Below are 17,996 nucleotides of genomic sequence, written 5' to 3'. Positions count from 1 at the left end.
GGCCACTCTTGCGAGCGGCCCCTCCGGCTTTCCGCTTTTCGTCGTGGATCAGGCGGGCAGGCCGCTGATCGCCTTCATTTCCATGAAGTCCTTGAGGCCATAGAGCCCGCCTTCGCGGCCATTGCCCGATTGCTTGTAGCCGCCAAACGGCGCACCCGGCGTCGGGCCCCAGTTGTTGATTGCCACCATGCCGGCCCGCAGGGCAGGGGCCACTTCCGCAGCCTTGGCCGGATCACCGGTGATGCAGGCAGAAAGGCCATACGCTGTGTCGTTGGCAATCTCGATAGCCTGTTCGAGATCGTCGTAGGTCATGATCGTGGCAACGGGACCGAAGATCTCTTCCTGCGCGATGCGCATGTCCGGCGTCACGCCTGAAAACACCGTCGGCTTGATGTAGTAGCCGCGATTGACGTTGGACGGCAGGTCAGGACCACCGGTCTCCAGCTTGGCGCCCTCGTCGATGGCGGATTGAATCAGTCCGCGGATCTTGTCGAACTGTGCCTTGTTCACCACCGGGCCGAGATGCTGGCCTTCCTGCAGAGGATCGCCAACGGGCGTCGCGGCATACATTGCCGAAACGAACGCTGCCGCTTCGGCCTCGCGCTCCTTGGGCACAAGGATGCGGGTCGGCGAAATGCAGGATTGGCCCGAGTTGACCAGCGGACCGGAAGCCGTCGACGGCAAGTGCTTGGCAAAGTCCGCATCGGGCAGGACAAGGTTGGGTGACTTGCCGCCCAATTCCTGATGGACGCGCTTCACCGTGTCAGCAGCGGCCTTGGCGACAAGAATGCCCGCGCGGGTCGAACCCGTGAAGCTGACCATGTCGATACCGGGGTGCGAACTGATCGCCGTGCCAACGCCCGGTCCATCGCCCTGAACTAGGTTGAAGACGCCAGGCGGAACGCCTGCCGCATCAAGAATCTCGGCAAAGATGGCCGCATTGGTCGGGCACTCTTCGGAAGGCTTGAGGATCATCGTGTTGCCAGCAGCCAGTGCAGGTGCGACCTTCAGTGCGATCTGGTTGAGAGGCCAGTTCCAGGGCGTGATCATTCCGACAACGCCGATCGGCTCGTAAGCGACCTTGTAGGCGCCGTTGTCTTCCATGAAGTCGAAATTCTTGAGCGCGGCCATCGTGCCCAGGAATCCGCCGATACCGGCACCGACCTGAGCCGTGCCGGCGAAGCTCACCGGGGCGCCCATTTCCTCGGCCATGGCGACGGCAAGTTCCGGCGCACGTTTCTTGAACTCGGCGACGATGCGATCCATCAGGGCAAGGCGCTCTTCACGTGTCGTCTTGCTGAAGGTCTTGAACGCACGCTGGGCAGCGGCCACAGCCTTGTCGACATCGGCCTGCGTGCCAAGCGTAATGGCGCAGACGGGTTCTTCGGTTGCCGGGTTGATCACTTCGTGGCGCGTACCACCTTCGCTATCGACCCATTTGCCATCGATGTAGTGCTGCAGCCTCTCGCGCATTGCCGTCTCTCCCGAAGTGAGTGGGCCGAACCGACCGTCAGGCCCCTTGCCTTCGGAAAAGTAGGTGCGTGCGTTGCATTCCGCAACCGGTCAGGCCTGCCGGATCATGTCATATTGCCGCGTCAAATCCGGCGCCCGCGAAAGAGGTGGACCAGTCCGATCAGGATGGCGATGACCAGAACGACATGGATGAAGGCTGCGGTAACCTTGAAGGCAAACACGCCCAGCGCCCAAAGGACAAAGAGAATCAAGGCAAGAGTGAGAAGCATGTGACGATCTCCGCTGCGTTCCTCCCGCCCGCGCCCGTCTGATTTCTCAATCCGCCAATTCCTTCGGGGTTCCGGATATCTGTTCAGATTGCATCTACGAATACGAACATCCGGATTGATAACGATTTCTTCGGAAGCGGCCTCTAGACAAGACCGGATGGGGACGGGACCTACCCTCAGTCGCGCCGTGTCGCGGCACCACCAGACCGGGGCACGCGGCGCCGTATGGATCGTCGTGGGCACGTTTCTTGCGCTGGTGGCGCTGACAACCGCACTGGTTGCGGCTTTCGTCAATTCGACCAGCATCGCCGATGTTTTCACCCGCCAGGAGGAGCAGCGGCTGGTCCATCGCTTTCTCGAGCGGAGCGAGCGACAGATCATGGAAGCCGATCGGCTTCAGATCACGTGGGACGATGCCGTCGTGAAGCTCAACGCGCCCGACGCAGAGGGATGGGCGCGCAACTATCTGGCCGGCTACTTCTGGGGCAGCCACCGCATCGACCGCATCTACCATGTCAGGTTCGATGGCACGCTGGTGCGCTGCTGGAAGGGCGGCAAGATCACACAAGAGTGCCGCTACAACCAGATCGGGGGAAAGGTTGCAGACCTGATCCGGCAATCCCTGAAGGACGATCCGGGATCGGAGAAAGTCGGCGAATGGCGGAAATTGGGTGATGTACGCTGGCCGTACAGTGCGAAGGGTCTGCCTGTTGGCCGTGCTGCAGCTTCGATGGACAATTTCGACGGTAAGCCGGCGCTGATAGCGGCGGCGTCGATAGTGCCGGACGTGACTGCTTCGTTGCTCAAGGGACCGCCCGATTACATCGTCCTCGTACGCTACGTCGACGCGCGCATGATTGCCGATTTGCAGTCTGCGCTGTTGCTCGATGATGTCCGGTTCGATCAGGCGCCTGATGCAGACGAGAAGCGCAACTCGCTCGCGGTCACGAACCTGAGCGGAGAGCGCATCGGGTGGTTTTCGTGGATTGCAAAGCCACCGGGCCCGGCGATCCTGCGCCAGACGGCACCGCTGCTGGCAGTCTATATCCTTTTCTTCATGGGTGTCGTGGCCGGTGGAGCGATCATCGTCCGCCGGATGCGGCGGACGACCAGCGAACTCATTGCCAGTGAAGCGCAGGCTCAACACAATGCCTTGCACGATGCGATGTCGGGATTGCCGAACCGCGCCCATTTCATGCAGAGGCTGCGACAGGAATTGTCTGCCTGCATCGAGCGGCCTGAGCTCGGCGATGTCTTCATCGCCTATCTGGATATCGACCGTTTCAAGGTGGTGAATGATACGCTGGGTCACCATGTCGGCGATGAACTGGTCCGGCAGGTCGCCCTGCGCCTGCGTCGTTCGCTTCCACCCGGCGATTTCCTTTCGCGCTTCGGGGGGGACGAATTCGTGCTGTTGCGGCGCTCCACAGGCGGGCGCGCTGCGGCCGACATGCTCGGGCGGCAACTGATGGCGCTGGCCCTCGAACCGTTCGTGATTTCGGGCAACAATCTCGAAGTCAGCCTGTCTTGCGGGATAAGCTGGGGGCCGGAGCAGAGCGAAGACCCGGGCGAGCTGCTGCGTCGCGCCGACATCGCGCTATATCGGGCGAAGCAGCGGGGCCGGGCGCGCTATCGCCGGTTTACTCGCGACATGGATGCTTCGGTCAAGCTGCGGCGGGACATGGAGATGGAGCTGCGCCGCGCGATCAATCGCGATGAGCTGGCCCTGGCCTATCAGCCGATCGTCAATGCCGCGGACGGTGCCGTGGAGGGCTTCGAAGCGCTGTTGCGCTGGACCCATCCCGAGCGCGGGCCGATCCGTCCCGGCCTGTTCGTGCCGATTGCAGAGCAGGCGGGACTGATGATGCCGCTGGGGCAATGGGTCTTGCGCCGTGTCTTCGAGGATTGCCGCGACTGGCCCGATTGCGACATCTCGGTAAACCTCTCGCCGCTGCAGATCATGGCGAGCGACTTCCTGCCGGAGATCGACCGACTGGTGCGCGAAACCGGCGCCGATCCGCGCCGGTTTGTGCTCGAGGTGACCGAGGGGGTGATGCTGGATCGCAGCGAGCACGTGGTCGACGTGCTCAAGGGTTTGAAATATCGCGGTTTCCGCATTGCTCTCGACGATTTCGGGATCGGCTACTCATCGCTGAGCTATCTTCGCTCGTTCCAGTTTGACCGGATCAAGATCGACCGCTCGTTCGTGCAGAACATCGAAGCCGATCTTGATGCCCATTCGATTCTGCGTGCAATCGTTTCGCTCGGGCACACCTTGCGCATGAAAGTCGTCGCCGAGGGCGTTGAAACCCCGATGCAGCGCGCGCTGGTGCAGGCCGCCGGATGCCAGATGATTCAGGGCCACCTGTTCTGGCAGGCCATGCCTTTGCACGAAGCGCGTGCCCTGCTGGAGCCGGCAGCAATGGAAAAGCGCCGAACTGCCTGATCAGGTGTTGGGCTCGCCGCGTATCTGTTTGATGTACTTGAGCTCGTTGGCGGCTGCAGGGCTGTCAGGCTGATAGGTCAGGGATTCGTTGAAAAGCGTCTCTGCCTCGTCGAGCTGGCCCATCTCGATCTTGTTGAAGCCCATGCCGCGCAGCGCTCGTGCCTTGTATAATGCGCGCTGGCCGTCCGGTGCTGTCTCAGCCGACCTCAGCGCTTCTTCGAACAAGCCGAAGGAACGCTTCCAGTCCTTCTGGGCCTTGAACCATTCCGCCAGCTCGTTGGTGTAGTGCGCATTGAGCGGCGCGCGGTCATGCGCCAGCTGCAGCCACGGCAGCGCTTCGCGTCCACGGCCGAGATCGATCAGCGCATAGCCCTTGTAGAAATATCCGTCGCACCACGCGGGGCCGACGATCGTGAGCTCCATCGTCACTTCGGCATCGTTCTTCTTCGCCAGTGCCTCAGCCTGTTCCTGCGATTCGGCGCATGCGTGGGCGCGCTTTGCCTGGCGGACATTGAACGCAGCGATCAGCTCATCAGCCTTGTCGATGGCCGAGGCAGGTTTGCCTGCAACGATGTCATTGAAGATGGCCGAGGAAAGCTGCTCGGCCTGTGCGTCGCTCATCAGATCGGCCGCTGCGGCGGTCGTCGCGATCAGGCAAACTGCCGAGGCGATGATGGTACGGCGGAACGGCATGGGCAGCTCTCCCTTTCTGGGAAGAGTGCAGTCCCGCCGCTGAACTTGCAAATGCAATTCCCGCCTCGACGGCGGCAATCTCTTTTCGGGTTCAGGGGAGGTCAGCCCTTGGCCGAGGTGGCTTTCGTCGCGTCTGCCGTCATGGTGCGGGGATAGATGAAACCGTGGGCCGGGCTGGCGCGCAGGCCGACCGACTTTGTCGGAGCGTACCACACGCGCACTTCGCTCCAGTCGCCAGCGGCCGAAACGTCAACCGCCATTACGCCCTTTTCGACCATGCCCGGGCCGGACCAGTTCGCGTGGTCGATCAGGATGTGGCGGTCATCGACGACCTTGCGGACAACGGCAACGTGTCCGTAGGGCATTGCACGCGTGCCGCTGAAGGCGAGGACGGCGCCGGCTTTTGGCTGCTGGCCACGGTCATAGGTGCCCGCAGCATTGCTCCACCAGTCACGGGCATTGCCGCTGATCTGAACGTCGGAAATCTGGCGGGCGTAGGTCACGCACTGGAGGCGGGCCTGGGCAGCGGTCGGCAGAGCGACGACTGCGAAGAATGCCAGGAATGCTGCGACCGCGTTCTTTATCATGGGCAGCATCACTAAGGATTTCGGCGGATTCGAGGAGTCCTGAGCCCTTCCGTTCATCCTGCCGCAATCACAGCTCGTCTCGCTTCGTCGCAAAAAGTTCGTGCGCTGTGGATAAAATCATAAACTCGTGCGTTTACCGCTGCAGGCGGTGCCTCAAACCAAAAAGGCGCCCGGTTTCCCGGACGCCCCTTCGAATCCTCGCTGATCGTTTGGATTAGAGCGAGTAGTACATGTCGAACTCGACGGCCGACGGCGTGGTTTCCCAGCGCATCACTTCCGGCCACTTCAGTTCGATGTAGGCTTCGATCTGGTCCTTGGTGAACACGCCGCCCTGGAGCAGGAAGTCGTGGTCGGCTTCGAGGCTTTCCAGCGCTTCACGCAGGCTGCCGCACACGGTCGGAACCTGGGCGAGTTCTGCCGGCGGCAGGTCGTACAGGTTCTTGTCCATGGCTTCGCCCGGGTGGATCTTGTTCTTGATCCCGTCGAGGCCGGCCATGAGCAGTGCCGAGTAGCACAGGTAAGGGTTGGCCATAGCGTCGGGGAAGCGGAACTCGACGCGCTTCGCCTTGGCACCGGCGCCATAGGGGATGCGGCACGAGGCCGAACGGTTGCGGGCCGAGTAGGCCAGCAGAACGGGGGCTTCATAGCCCGGCACCAGACGCTTGTAGCTGTTGGTGGTCGGGTTGGTGAAGGCGTTGAGCGCCTTGGCGTGCTTGATGACGCCGCCGATGAAGTACAGGCACATTTCCGACAGGCCGGCATAGCCGTTGCCGGCGAAGAGCGGCTTGCCAGCTTCCCAGATCGAGATGTGCGTGTGCATGCCCGAGCCGTTGTCGGTCTTGATCGGCTTCGGCATGAACGTCGCGGTCTTGCCATAGGCATGGGCGACCTGCTGCACGACGTACTTGTAGACCTGCATGCGGTCGGCGGTCTGGACCAGGGTGCCGAAGGTCAGGCCGAGTTCGTGCTGGGCCGAGGCCACTTCGTGGTGGTGCTTGTCGCAGGGCAGGCCCATCTCGATCATGGTGCGGACCATTTCGCCACGGATGTCGACGCAGCTGTCGACCGGAGCGACCGGGAAGTAGCCACCCTTGGCGCGCGGACGGTGGGCGAGGTTGCCGCCTTCGTAGTCCTTGTTCGAGTTGGTTGGCAGCTCGATGTCATCGATGCGGAAGCCGTTGCCGTCGTAGCCGTCGTAGAACTTCACGTCGTCGAACAGGAAGAACTCGGCTTCCGGACCGACGTAGACAGTGTCGCCGAAACCGGCCGACTTGACGAAGGCTTCTGCGCGCTTGGCGGTCGAACGCGGGTCACGGCCATAGAGTTCGCCGGTCGAAGGTTCGACGATGTCGCAGTTGATGATCAGCATCGGCGAGGCCGAGAACGGATCGACATAGACCGAGTCGAGGTCGGGCTTGAGGATCATGTCCGACTCGTTGATGGCCTTCCAGCCTTCGATCGACGAACCGTCGAACATCAGGCCGTCTTCCAGTTCGTCTTCGCCGAGAACGGTCGAGACCATGGTCAGGTGCTGCCACTTGCCCTTCGGGTCAGTGAAGCGCAGGTCGACCCATTCGATTTCCTCGTCCTTGATGCGGGCGAGGATGTCCTTTGCAGTTGCCATCGCTGGTCCTTCTTCTTCATTGCCTCCGGTGGAGAGCTCCGGAGGGTATCTGGGGTGGTTGTCGTCTGGAGGCTTGCCCGTCCACAGGCCCACCCCCGCTATGCTGCCCGGCGGGTCAGGCCCGCCGCGGCATCAAACTTGTCATGTCGTTCTGATCAGATAGCGTCGTCGTTGCGCTCACCGGTACGGATGCGCAGGGCGCTCTCGATCGGGATCACGAAGATCTTGCCATCGCCGATGCGACCGGTCTGTGCTGCGGCAGCAATCGCTTCGACCACACGGTCGACAAGCGCGTCGCCCACCACGACCTCGAGCTTCACCTTGGGCAGGAAATCGACGACGTACTCGGCACCGCGATAGAGCTCGGTGTGGCCCTTCTGGCGGCCGAAGCCCTTCGCTTCGGTCACGGTGATGCCCGATACGCCAATCTCGTGCAGCGCTTCCTTCACTTCATCGAGCTTGAAGGGCTTGATGATCGCTTCGACCTTTTTCACGTCGTTCAGACCCCTGCAACGCGGGCCGGACCGCCAAGGTCGGCGTTCCGGCAATTTATCCCGTGTGTGGCAACGACGTTACAAGAATCGTGCCACGCGCTGAGGGCAAGCACTAGGCTATCGCGCTGCAACGCGAAAGCCGTAAAATCAGGGGCTCGGCAAGATTTGAATCGAATGCGCAAGGCTTCCATGCGCAAGATTGCGCGGCATTGTTCAAATCATGCACATTTTTTACGCAGGGGCTGCCTTATTTTTGGGCAGGCCCTATATCGTCAAGCTGAGTAAGGCGGCTTGTCCAAGCCTTTCGGACTTGCGGTAAAGATCTCGCAGCCGTCCTCGGTGATGCCGATAGAATGCTCGAACTGGGCCGAGAGCGAGCGGTCTCGCGTCACAGCCGTCCAGCCATCGTCGAGGATCTTCACGCCCGGCTTGCCCAGGTTGATCATCGGCTCGATCGTGAAGAACATGCCGGGCTTCAGCTCCGGCCCGGTCCCGGCGCGCGCGGCGTGGACAACTTCCGGAGCGTCGTGGAAGAGCCGGCCCAGGCCATGACCGCAGAATTCCCGCACCACGCCGTAACGCTGTTTCTCGGCATGGGCCTGGATCGCCGCGCCAATGTCGCCAAGCCGCGCACCGGGCTTTGCCTGCTCGATGCCGATCATCAGGCACTCGTAGGTGACGTCGACCAGGCGCTTTGCCTTCAATGGCACGTCGCCGACGAGGTACATCCGGCTCGTATCGCCGTGCCAGCCATCCAGCAGGGGCGTGACGTCGATATTGACGATGTCACCGTCCTTCAGCGTCTTGTCCGAAGGGATGCCGTGGCAGACCACGTGGTTGATCGAGATGCAGCACGAATGGGTATAGCCCCGATAGCCAAGCGTCGCCGGCACGGCGCCGCCATCGAGTGTCATCTGCCGCACCACATCATCAAGGTAGTCGGTCCGCACGCCGGGCACCACCAGGGGGGCCAGCGCATCGAGGATCTCGGCCGCAAGCCGGCCGGCCTTGCGCATGCCATCGAAGCCCGCGGGGCCGTGGAGCTTGATCGTGCCGTCGCGCAGCAAAACGTCGTGGTCTTCAACAGTCAGATATTCGGTCATGCCGTCCATGTAGCGACAAAACCGGCAAATTGCGAGAACCGGACTAAGGGCATTTCATCTTGCGACGAACGCGGCCTTGAATTCGGGCCTGACAGCATCAAGCACCTTCTGCGTCACCGGGAGGGTCACTTCATAGTCCCCCTCGGCATAGGGACCTGCAGCATAAGGCGCGACGAGAATGCCGATCCGGTCGAACGCCTTGCCGTTCGAGGAGCCGAGGATCACGGTCTGCTCGGTGGGATCGATGCAGTCGCTGAACTCCGGGATATCTCCCATGCCTGAACCAGAGCGCTTCCTGGCGCGCTGGCGATCGAGCTCCTCGCAGAACCGCGCCCGGATCGCCCCGCGCAGCGCTTCCTTCGATGTGAACAGGTCCACTGGCGCACGGCGCTTGGCGGCGATCCTGTCCCACAGCACCGTGTCGTAAACGTAGTTCGGGTGTGCCCCGCCGCTGTAGAATCCGACCACCGTCGAAAGGCTGAGCCAGGCCGGCAAGTCGGTGACCACCTTCCATTCGACGGTATGCGTATAGGGATGGTACGGAAAGCCGCTCTCCTTGGCCGCCTTGCGTCCTTCTGTCGCCTGCACCTTGAGCTCGCGGCGCGCTTCTTCCAGTTCCTTGTCGAGCAGCGCCTTCAGTTCCGGCACCGCCCCCGCGACCGCCGGATAGGAATAGTCGAATTCATAGAGCTCGTTCTTCTCGTGCACCTCGCGCGCGGTGACCGGCGTCTGTACAGGCGGCTCCGGCGGCATCGGCGCGGCGACGGGAGCATTGGTGCTCGGCGCCGGGGCAGGGGGCTTCTCGCCCGAACAGGCGGCCAGTAGCACCAGTGGGGTCAGAAACAGCACACGCATCAGGCAATTTCCTCTCGCAACGTGCCGCGCTCTGCGGCATGTCCTTGTGCAGCATGACCGACAGACAAGCACTGATCCAGCCCGATCGCGGCCAGCCGGCAACGGCGCTCCACCTCGTCGACAAGGCAACGCTGCCCGACTTTCTCAAAGGGCTTAACGCCGGACAGCGCGCTGCCCTTTCCGCGCAGAAGTTCGAAGGCGGCGGATACGAGCACGCGATTGTCCCCGATGGCGACACATGGTTCGCCGTGGCGGGCGTCGCCAATATCGATGACCTGTCCTCGTGGTGCATGGCCAAGCTCGCCGACGTGCTCCCCGGCGGTACCTATCGCCGCGCAGGAGGGGAGCCCGGCAAGGCGCTCCACGGCTGGATCACCGGCCAGTACCGCTTCGACCGCTACCGCAAGGACGCCAAGGACGCCGAACCGCGCATCCTGCTGACCAAGGACGTTGCGCTGATCGAGCCCGCGATTGCCGAGGCAACGGCCGTCCTCATGGTCCGTGACCTCGTCAATACGCCCGCCGAGGACATGGGGCCGCTGCAGCTTGAAGCCGAGGCCCGCGCGCTGGCCAAGCGCCACCATGCCGAAGTCCACGTTGTCTCGGGCGATGCGCTCGAGCACGACTACCCGATGGTCCACGCCGTCGGCCGTGCCGCGGCGCGCAGCCATGCTCCGCGCCTGATCGAAATGACGTGGGGCGATGCCAGGCACCCGCGCGTCGCCATCGTCGGCAAGGGGGTTTGCTTCGATTCGGGCGGGCTCGACATCAAGCCTTCCTCCGGCATGGCGCTGATGAAGAAGGACATGGGCGGGGCGGCTCACGCGCTGGCCCTGGCCGGTCTGATCATGACGATGGGCTTGAAGGTCCGGCTGCACGTGCTTGTTCCTGCAGTCGAAAACGCGATCTCCGGCAACGCGTTCCGTCCCGGCGATATCCTCCGGTCGCGCGCTGGGCTTTCGGTCGAGATCACCAATACCGACGCCGAGGGGCGGCTCGTGCTCGGCGACGCGCTGACTCGCGCCACTGAAATGAAGCCCGAACTCGTCATCGACTTCGCCACATTGACCGGCGCAGCCCGTGTCGCGCTGGGGCCGGACCTCCCGGCGATGTTCGCGCGGCAATGTCCAACTGCCACCCAACTCCTCGAGGCAGGGCGGCAACTCGACGACCCCTGCTGGCAACTCCCCCTGCACGAAGGCTACCGCGAGTACCTCAAATCCGACGTTGCCGACCTGCAGAATTCGCCGGCCAACGGATTTGCGGGCGCGAGTGTCGCCGCACTGTTCCTTGACCGATTTGTCGGCGAGGGGATCGACTGGGTGCATTTCGATACCTTCGCCTGGCGCCCTGTTGGAAAGCCCGGCCGACCCAAGGGCGGCGATGCCCTGGGGTTGCGTGCGGCGTGGGGGCTGCTCAAGGCGCGCTACGGCTGAGGGAGCGGGCAAGTGCACCATAGCTTGCCTGATGACGCGAGCGCCGCTAATCGCCCGGCTTTCCTGCTGCGGGGAACCCCTGAATTGACCGTCGAAGCCATGCCTCTTTCCATCGAACTGCCCACCGGCCAGCTCCAGCTTTCGCGCGCTGCTGACCGTTCGGACAAGCCGCACCTGCCGGTGCGCGGCGATCTTGCGCATATCGGGCTCGCCGGAAAATACTTCGTGCCGCATTACGCGGTGCCGATGGCGCATGGCGTGAAGGCCGAAACGGCGCTGCGTGCTGCGGGCAAGCAGGATGGGGCGGAATTGCGCGCCCTGGTGGCCGGCGAAGTGTTCGATGTTCTCGACATGGCAGGAGGCTGGGCCTGGGGGCAGGCGAAATCCGATCTGCTCGTCGGCTATGTCGAGATGAGCCAGTTGGAGGCCTGCGCATGACCACATCGGTCTTCATCGACGGTGCTGCGGGCACCACCGGCCTCGAAATCGCCGAGCGGCTTGCCGGGCGCAGCGAATTCGCCATGATCGCACTCGATGATGCCCGCCGCAAGGACGATGCCGCGCGCGCCGAAGCGATCAATGACGCCGACGTCGTGATCCTGTGCCTGCCCGATGACGCTGCGCGCGATGCCGTGGCGATGATCCGCAATGACCGGACAAAGGTGATCGACGCTTCGACCGCACACCGCGTGGCTGACGGCTGGACTTACGGATTCCCTGAAATCGTCGGCCGCGAGACCGTCGCGGAATCGAAGCGGGTGTCGAATCCGGGGTGCTATCCGACGGGATTCATCGGCCTGCTCGCCCCGCTTGTTCACAACGGCCTGCTGCCCGCCGCCTGGCCATACAGCTGCAATGCGGTGACCGGTTATTCGGGTGGCGGCAAGGCGCTGATCGGCCGCTTCGAGGCTGAGGCCGACATCGCCTGGCGAGGGTACGGCCTGACTTTCGGGCACAAGCACATTCCCGAAATGCAGCGCTACACCGGCACGGCAATCGCCCCGTTGTTCAGCCCGGCGGTGGTCAATGCCCATCGCGGGATGGTCGTCGAGATTCCGCTGCCGCTGGGCGTCATGCCCGGCAACGTGCCAGCCGAGTTGCTGCGCGCTGCTCTCACGCAGTTCTATGACGGCTCGCGGGTGGTCGCCGTGGCGCAGGATCTTCCTGCCGACGGCGAGATGCTGCTGCGCGCTGCGATGGAACCATGGGACGGTCTTGCCCTTCACGTCATGGGCAGCGCCGACGGCGAACAGGCCCGCCTGGTTGCCTTGCTCGATAATCTGGGCAAGGGCGCCAGCGGTGCAGCAGTGCAGTCGCTGAACCTGATGGCCGGCCTCGACGAAACCGCAGGCCTGCGCCTCTAATTCCATTAGCGCCGACTTCCAAAAACGCCTCCGCGAAAGCGGGAGCGTTCTTGCGCGTGCCCTTCGGGAGCAAAAAAAGGGGCAGCATCTTGCGATGCTGCCCCCAAGTCGGACACGTGGCACCAGACCTTTAGAAATCAGCCTGGAAACCAACCTTGAAGTAACGGCCCAGAATGCCCTGGCCGCCCTGGATCGGATTGTAGAGGTGCGCGCCGTAGGTCACGACATCCACTGGCGGCATGTTGTCGAACAGGTTCAGCGCGGTGAGCGACAGCGTGAAGCGGTCGTTGACCTTGAAGCGCGTCTGCAGGTCGAATGTGATGTAGCGCGGAATGTCGCAGCCGGTCGGACTGTAGCCCGGGTTCTGGCCGCAGTCCTTGTAGAGATCGCCCTGATCCATCGCCGAGAGGTTGTAGCCACCAAAATAGTTGACTGTGGTGTTGATCTCCAGGTTGTCATCGAACTGCAGGCCATTCAGCCAGTAGCCGTGCCACTTCGGCGTGCCCGAACCTGCGGTCAGGTTGAAGTTGCCCAGCGTACCGTCATAGCGCTCCAAGCCACCGCCGCTGTTGGTCAGGTCCGATTCCAGCTTGATGATGTAGCTGGCCTCGAGATGGCTGGTGAAGCGGATATTGTCGGTCAGGTTGATCCGGCCGTCGATCTGGAAATCGAGGCCTGAGACGGTCTGCGTGTTCGCATTGATCAGCTGCGACTGGATGAAGGCGAGGCGTGGCGTCGCATTCGGGAAGTCGGGGCTGGGAGCATCAGCGATCACGGTGTAGCCCGCCGGGATCGGTTGACCGGTGTAATAGGCTTCGAGTGCAGGCGCGTTCGAGGGCTGCGTGATCACGCCGGTCTTCTTGATGTTGTAGTAGTCGACCGACAGCGTGAAGTTGCGCACCGGTTCGAACACAAACCCGGCGGTAAAGCTGCGCGACCGTTCCGGCTTCAGGTTCGGCGAGGCCAGGGTGGTCTGGCCATAGGAACCGGAGCGGATGTAGGTCGGGCAGGTGCTGTAGCCGTTCGGGTTGGCGTCGGTGGTGGTACCGGTATTGCAGCCGTACTGCGAAAGGTAGGCATCGTTGAAGATGCCAGCGCCGTTGGTCACAAAGCCCGTTGTCGGAAGGGCGTTTGCCTCACCGAACGAAGGGATGCGGAAGCCCTTCGACCAGGTGCCGCGGATCAGCAGTTCGTCGACCGGCTTGAACTTGATGCCGGCCTTGGGGCTGAATGCGTTCTGACCGCTCGAGTACTTGTCGTAACGACCGGCGAGGTTGATTTCGACCTTGTCGAGAACCGGCGCGTTGATTTCGGCAAAGCCCGAATAGACCCAGCGGCTGCCCTTGGTGCCGAAAGCGTTCAGGGTGAAGTAGCGCTGCGTCGGGCCGAAGTAGTCAGGGTTACCCGAAGGCGCGTCGACCGCTTCGTAACGGGCGCCTGCGCCCACTGCGACCTGCAACTTGCCGCCCGGAAGTTCGAACAGATCCGCACCGAGCGTGCCCTGGAACTGGACCTGATCGGAGGTGGCGTTCAGGATCTGGGTAGGACGCAGGAAGTCATTCTGCTCCTGCGTGTTCTGCGTCGGGTCAACGAAGTTGTACGTGCCACGCGCGATGGCCGTCAGCAGGTTGGCTATGTAGACATAGCCCTTCTGCGTACGACGCAGGTCGTCGTGCATCGCCGTCGCGCCGAAGTCGAAGTTGATGTTATCGGTAAGGTCGCCCTTGATGCCGATCGCACCGCGATAGGCCCGGCTGCGGGTTTCATTGTAGGTGGGCTGGTCGAACAGACGGCCCTGGATGCGGGCAAGCTGTCCGGCACCGGCGAACGGGTTGTTCGGGTTGAGCGTGCCGTTGGTGGCGTTGCAGCCCGTGTTGAGGCCGCTAGCGTCGCCCACACCGTTGGCGCAGACATAGACCGGCAGGGTCAGCGCAAACGAACCGGGCGCGCGGCTGGCTGCATTGTTCGACGTTGAGAAGCCTGGGAACAGGATACCAGCGTTAGCATTGCGCGAGATCGCTTCGGGCAGGCCTGTGTAGGCCGATTTGCTCTGCAGGAAGTTGAATTCGGCATAGCCTTCGATGCTGTCGCTGAGGGCCGCCGTGACGCGGGCAGAGACGCCCCAGCGCTCGATTTCCGGCTGGATCACGCCGTACTTGCGGGTGAGGTCTACGGTGCAGGTCTGCAACGGTTGTGCAGCGTTCGACGCTCCCGCAAGCTGTGCGGGCGTCAGAGTGTATGGGCTGTCGCAGCCGACATTGTTAAGCAGCTGGAAGCGGCCGAGCGGCGTGGTGTTGGTGGGATCGTAAGGGCGGACGATCAGGGGGCCACCGGCACCGGTAAAGCTGGTTGCCGTAGGCGAGTTGATACGGTCATCGCTGCCGCACTCATCATCGGGCGAACATACGTTGCGCAGGTCGTCCGTGTTGAACGGATAAGGACGATCGCGGTTCATGAGCTTGTTGCTCTTGTAGTAGAACCCCGAGACGTAGGCGTTGTAGCCGTTCTCGTCGATGTCGCCCACGCCGGCGGTCAGCGACAGGCGATACTGCGAGGCATCGCCGCGATCGGAAAGGCCGGCTTCGCCACGGGCGCGCACGCCCTTGAATTCGCGCTTGGTGATGATGTTGACCACGCCTGCGATGGCGTCGGCACCATAAGCCGCCGAGGCGCCGTCACGCAGGATCTGCACGCGGTCGACAATGTCGTCCGGAATGGTGTTGAGATCGACGAAGTTGCGCGAACCGTCATCGGCCAGCGGGTAATAGGCCGCCCGCATGCCGTCGAACAGCACAAGCGTCGAGTTGGTCGAAAGGCCGCGCAGCGAGATCGCCGAGGCACCGGCCGCGAACGCGCCGTTGGCGGTGAACGAGTTGGTCAGCGCCGGGCCGTTGTTGGCCGCCAGCGATTGCAGGCCTTCCTGCACGGTCGAGATGCCGCGCTGATCAAGGTTCTCCTGCGTCACCGTGGTGACCGGCGAGACGGTCTCGGTGTCGGTGCGGCGCAGGATCGAGCCGGTGACGACGATCGCCTGGGTGTCGCCGCAGCTGGGATCATCCGGTGTGGTGCTGCAGTCGACGCTCTGCGGTGCAGCCGTCGTGGCCGCATCCTGCGCAAAGGCTGCGGTGGAGACCAGCGCCATGCCGATCGCCAGAGGGGTCGCGCCCGAACGGAGCGCGGAGAGATACTTGATGTTCACGTGGCAGTCCTCTTGTCCTGAACGTCTGCCGCCGTGGGGAACGACGACAGGCCCGCGCGCCCAGTCCATATGCCGCCGCATTTGCGGTCAGCCGGGGTATGGATGCGAGAGAGGCGCCTGTCTGACGAGGCCAAGCTGCGCTTTCAAACCAGAAACACGTAGTTTCACATTAAACGATAGTTAGTGTGGTGTTCATGTGACAACGCAATGAAAAACCTAGAGAAATTTCGCATTGAAACATTTTGTCACAAAATGGAATTGTATGCCAATAACTTTCGATATGGAGTAATTTAATTTCCCCTGTAACTACCCAAATCGCATGGATGATGCGTTGCCGCATGCCACAAAGGCCGCCAGGCAGGCGCAGAAGCGCCGCGGTACGCCTGAGGCGCGAAACCGTTCCCCAAAAAATCGACGAAGCGATCCACTTTCTGCAAAAGGGTGGTCCAACATTGCCGTTCACCGGTGCGGCTGACATGAAAAAGGCCCGCGCTCCTGCTGGAGGCGGGCCCTTCAAGCGGCGCAGAGGCCGGATAGATCAGTCTTCCGGCGCGATCGTGACGCGAAGACCGTCGAGGTCGCCCGTGATCTGCACCTGGCAGGAAAGGCGCGAGGTTTCGTTGCGGTGGTCCGAGCTGTCGAGCAGGTCGTTCTCGTCCTCGCTCATCGGCGCAACCTTGTCGGCGAATGCAGGGTCGATGTAGACGTGGCAGGTGGCGCAGGAGCAGCAGCCGCCGCACAGGGCGAGCAGCTCGTCGAAGCCATTGTCGCGGATCGCTTCCATCACCGAAAGGCCGGCATCGGCCTCTACCGTCTTCTCTTCACCCGCACGATTGACAACCACGATCTTCGGCATCGTTCGTTCTCCAAATGCGGCGACGGGCACCAACGCAAGACCCGCGCCCCCTGTTCGCCTTTGGACGGGGCTGCTATCGCGCCATTTCGGCTTTGGCAACTGTCGATCCGGCCAAAACACTGTTGCGGAGAACTAGGGTGGGACTGACGGCAGAGGCGCTACGCGAAGGACTCGAGTACATCGCCGCCCGCAGCCCCGCCATGGCGAGTGCCATTGGCCGCGTCGGATATCCCGAGCCACGCATTCGTTCGACCGGCTATGGCACCTTGCTGCGCACCATCGTCGGCCAGCAAGTCAGCGTGGCCGCCGCTGCTTCGGTGTGGAACAAGCTCGAGGCACTGCTGGGGGAGGATATTCCTCCGCACGACCTGCTTGCCGCCGACTTCGACGCCTTGCGCGCCTGTGGGCTATCGCGCCAGAAACAGGGCTATGCGCGGTCCTTGTGCGAACTGGTGATATCGGGCGAACTCGATCTTGATGCGCTGCCAGCGGACGACGAAGAAGCGATTGCGGAACTGGTCAAGATCAAGGGCATCGGACGTTGGTCGGCCGAGATCTACCTGCTGTTCGCCGAAGGGCGCCCCGATATCTGGCCTGCGGGCGATCTGGCGGTGCAGGTGGGCCTTGGCAAGCTGCTCGGCCTTGCGGAACGGCCGAGCGAGAAGGAGACGCGTGCTCTGGCCGAGGGCTGGCGGCCGCATCGCGGCGCGGCGGCGATCTTCACCTGGCATTGCTATAACAATCCGGCGCTGTAATGTCTTGCTGACAACAATGTGAGCAGGGGGTGCCAATGGCGCGCAAGACGATCTTCATCACCGGTGGCGCTTCGGGCATCGGCCGCGCCGTGGCGCAGCGCTTTGCACAAGGCGGGTGGTTTGTCGGCATCGCGGACATCAACGAGGCCGGCATGGCCGAAACCGCAGCGCAGCTTCCCGCCGGGCTTAGTTCTTGCCACCGTCTCGACGTGCGCGACCGCGCGGCATGGGACATGGCGCTCTCCGATTGCGCCAAGGCGGCTGGCGGGCAGATCGAGGTGGTGTTCAACAATGCCGGCATCCCTATCGGTGGTGGCATTGTCGATCTGACGGCCGAGGAGATCGAGCGCACCCTCGACATCAACCTCAAGGGCGTGATCTTCGGCGCGCAGGCGGCGTTCGCGTGGCTCAGGGCGAGCGCGCCGGGTTCGTGCCTGCTCAACACCGCCAGCGCGGCGGGGATCTATGGCTCACCCGGGGCATCGGTCTATTCCGCCACGAAGTTCGGCGTCAGGGCGCTGACTGAATCGCTCGACGGGGAATGGGCCGAGTACGGCATCAAGGTGCGCAGCCTGATGCCGGGCTTCATCGAAACGCCTCTGCTGGATCACGCCCCCAACCGCGCCAGCAACGAGGACATCCGCACGCGCGTGCGCGGCGCGGGCCTGGAAATCACGCCGGTGAGCGAAGTCGCCGAGGCGGCGTGGGCGGCGGTGCATGGAGACAAGGTGCACACTTTGGTCGGCAAGACCGCGCGGCGGCTCGCGTTCGCCTCGCGCTGGATGCCGGGGGCTTTGCGCAAGCAGATGCGGTCTGGCGGGAGGCCTTTGGGGAAGTAGCGG

Annotated in this window: 16 protein-coding genes; 6 read left to right on the top strand and 10 right to left on the bottom strand. The window is 62.9% G+C overall.

The features are described from left to right. Window positions 1-48: 48 nt before the first annotated feature. On the bottom strand, window positions 49-1,473 hold the full coding sequence (locus AX703_RS23915; protein ID WP_062347749.1) for an aldehyde dehydrogenase family protein: 1,425 nt from the start codon (window positions 1,471-1,473) through the stop codon (window positions 49-51). Window positions 1,474-1,595: 122 nt separating this feature from the next. Then, window positions 1,596-1,742 (bottom strand): lmo0937 family membrane protein, encoded by a 147-nt coding sequence (locus AX703_RS27630; protein ID WP_118073370.1) that lies wholly within the window; start codon window positions 1,740-1,742, stop codon window positions 1,596-1,598. A 157-nt stretch (window positions 1,743-1,899) separates the two neighbouring features. On the opposite strand from AX703_RS27630, the gene AX703_RS23910 reads away from it, so the two are divergent. Next, a complete protein-coding gene (locus AX703_RS23910) occupies window positions 1,900-4,188 on the top strand; it encodes a bifunctional diguanylate cyclase/phosphodiesterase (RefSeq protein WP_062347747.1) in 2,289 nt (762 codons plus the stop codon). Here AX703_RS23910 and AX703_RS23905 read toward each other — a convergent pair whose 3' ends face one another. From AX703_RS23905 to AX703_RS23880, 6 genes are all read right to left on the bottom strand, one after another. Continuing rightward, the gene (locus AX703_RS23905) at window positions 4,189-4,881 is read right to left on the bottom strand and encodes a tetratricopeptide repeat protein (protein ID WP_062347745.1); all 693 of its coding nucleotides are present in this window, start codon (window positions 4,879-4,881) and stop codon (window positions 4,189-4,191) included. 101 nt (window positions 4,882-4,982) lie between these two features. After that, a complete protein-coding gene (locus tag AX703_RS23900) occupies window positions 4,983-5,468 on the bottom strand; it encodes a CHAP domain-containing protein (protein ID WP_039334400.1) in 486 nt (161 codons plus the stop codon). A gap of 214 nt (window positions 5,469-5,682) precedes the next feature. Next, entirely contained in the window at window positions 5,683-7,092 is a 1,410-nt protein-coding gene (gene glnA / locus AX703_RS23895; protein ID WP_039334175.1) for a type I glutamate--ammonia ligase, read from the bottom strand. Between the two features lie 155 nt (window positions 7,093-7,247). Beyond that, window positions 7,248-7,586: a P-II family nitrogen regulator gene (locus AX703_RS23890; protein WP_039334174.1), complete on the bottom strand. Its 339-nt coding sequence runs from the start codon at window positions 7,584-7,586 to the stop codon at window positions 7,248-7,250. A 272-nt stretch (window positions 7,587-7,858) separates the two neighbouring features. Further along, entirely contained in the window at window positions 7,859-8,689 is an 831-nt protein-coding gene (map, locus tag AX703_RS23885; RefSeq protein ID WP_197423820.1) for a type I methionyl aminopeptidase, read from the bottom strand. A 54-nt stretch (window positions 8,690-8,743) separates the two neighbouring features. Beyond that, complete coding sequence (locus AX703_RS23880) at window positions 8,744-9,544, bottom strand: DUF4163 domain-containing protein (RefSeq protein ID WP_062347742.1); 801 nt, start codon at window positions 9,542-9,544, stop codon at window positions 8,744-8,746. Window positions 9,545-9,597: 53 nt separating this feature from the next. On the opposite strand from AX703_RS23880, the gene AX703_RS23875 reads away from it, so the two are divergent. From AX703_RS23875 to argC, 3 genes are all read left to right on the top strand, one after another. Beyond that, window positions 9,598-10,980: a M17 family metallopeptidase gene (locus AX703_RS23875; protein ID WP_062347800.1), complete on the top strand. Its 1,383-nt coding sequence runs from the start codon at window positions 9,598-9,600 to the stop codon at window positions 10,978-10,980. 84 nt (window positions 10,981-11,064) lie between these two features. Further along, window positions 11,065-11,418, top strand: a complete 354-nt coding sequence (locus AX703_RS23870) for an SH3 domain-containing protein (protein ID WP_231735677.1) — start codon at window positions 11,065-11,067, stop codon at window positions 11,416-11,418. After that, a complete protein-coding gene (gene argC / locus AX703_RS23865) occupies window positions 11,415-12,344 on the top strand; it encodes an N-acetyl-gamma-glutamyl-phosphate reductase (RefSeq protein ID WP_062347740.1) in 930 nt (309 codons plus the stop codon). Before AX703_RS23870 ends, argC begins: the two co-directional genes overlap by 4 nt. A gap of 130 nt (window positions 12,345-12,474) precedes the next feature. Here argC and AX703_RS23860 read toward each other — a convergent pair whose 3' ends face one another. Together AX703_RS23860 and AX703_RS23855 are read right to left on the bottom strand one after the other, a co-directional pair. Then, complete coding sequence (locus AX703_RS23860; RefSeq protein WP_369821054.1) at window positions 12,475-15,543, bottom strand: TonB-dependent receptor domain-containing protein; 3,069 nt, start codon at window positions 15,541-15,543, stop codon at window positions 12,475-12,477. Window positions 15,544-16,081: 538 nt separating this feature from the next. Continuing rightward, the gene (locus AX703_RS23855; protein ID WP_039334168.1) at window positions 16,082-16,399 is read right to left on the bottom strand and encodes a 2Fe-2S iron-sulfur cluster-binding protein; all 318 of its coding nucleotides are present in this window, start codon (window positions 16,397-16,399) and stop codon (window positions 16,082-16,084) included. Between the two features lie 137 nt (window positions 16,400-16,536). Between AX703_RS23855 and AX703_RS23850 the strand changes: the two genes are divergently transcribed. After that, a complete protein-coding gene (locus AX703_RS23850) occupies window positions 16,537-17,154 on the top strand; it encodes a DNA-3-methyladenine glycosylase (RefSeq protein ID WP_062347738.1) in 618 nt (205 codons plus the stop codon). A gap of 35 nt (window positions 17,155-17,189) precedes the next feature. Then, window positions 17,190-17,993: an SDR family oxidoreductase gene (locus tag AX703_RS23845; RefSeq protein WP_062347736.1), complete on the top strand. Its 804-nt coding sequence runs from the start codon at window positions 17,190-17,192 to the stop codon at window positions 17,991-17,993. Window positions 17,994-17,996: the final 3 nt, after the last annotated feature.

Origin of the sequence: Novosphingobium sp. CCH12-A3 (assembly GCF_001556015.1) — a bacterium.
Lineage (GTDB): Bacteria > Pseudomonadota > Alphaproteobacteria > Sphingomonadales > Sphingomonadaceae > Novosphingobium > Novosphingobium subterraneum.
The sequence above is the reverse complement of the archived record's forward strand: the minus strand, read 5'-3'. Positions and strand labels throughout refer to the sequence as shown.

Bases quoted from the DNA above. Each gene is read 5' to 3' on its own strand.
- AX703_RS23915 (WP_062347749.1), bottom strand. From the start codon at position 1,473: ATGCGCGAGAGGCTGCAGCACTACATCGATGGCAAATGGGTCGATAGC.
- AX703_RS27630 (WP_118073370.1), bottom strand. From the start codon at position 1,742: ATGCTTCTCACTCTTGCCTTGATTCTCTTTGTCCTTTGGGCGCTGGGC.
- AX703_RS23910 (WP_062347747.1), top strand. From the start codon at position 1,900: ATGGGGACGGGACCTACCCTCAGTCGCGCCGTGTCGCGGCACCACCAG.
- AX703_RS23905 (WP_062347745.1), bottom strand. From the start codon at position 4,881: ATGCCGTTCCGCCGTACCATCATCGCCTCGGCAGTTTGCCTGATCGCG.
- AX703_RS23900 (WP_039334400.1), bottom strand. From the start codon at position 5,468: ATGATAAAGAACGCGGTCGCAGCATTCCTGGCATTCTTCGCAGTCGTC.
- glnA (WP_039334175.1), bottom strand. From the start codon at position 7,092: ATGGCAACTGCAAAGGACATCCTCGCCCGCATCAAGGACGAGGAAATC.
- map (WP_197423820.1), bottom strand. From the start codon at position 8,689: ATGACCGAATATCTGACTGTTGAAGACCACGACGTTTTGCTGCGCGAC.
- AX703_RS23880 (WP_062347742.1), bottom strand. From the start codon at position 9,544: ATGCGTGTGCTGTTTCTGACCCCACTGGTGCTACTGGCCGCCTGTTCG.
- AX703_RS23875 (WP_062347800.1), top strand. From the start codon at position 9,598: ATGACCGACAGACAAGCACTGATCCAGCCCGATCGCGGCCAGCCGGCA.
- argC (WP_062347740.1), top strand. From the start codon at position 11,415: ATGACCACATCGGTCTTCATCGACGGTGCTGCGGGCACCACCGGCCTC.
- AX703_RS23855 (WP_039334168.1), bottom strand. From the start codon at position 16,399: ATGCCGAAGATCGTGGTTGTCAATCGTGCGGGTGAAGAGAAGACGGTA.
- AX703_RS23845 (WP_062347736.1), top strand. From the start codon at position 17,190: ATGGCGCGCAAGACGATCTTCATCACCGGTGGCGCTTCGGGCATCGGC.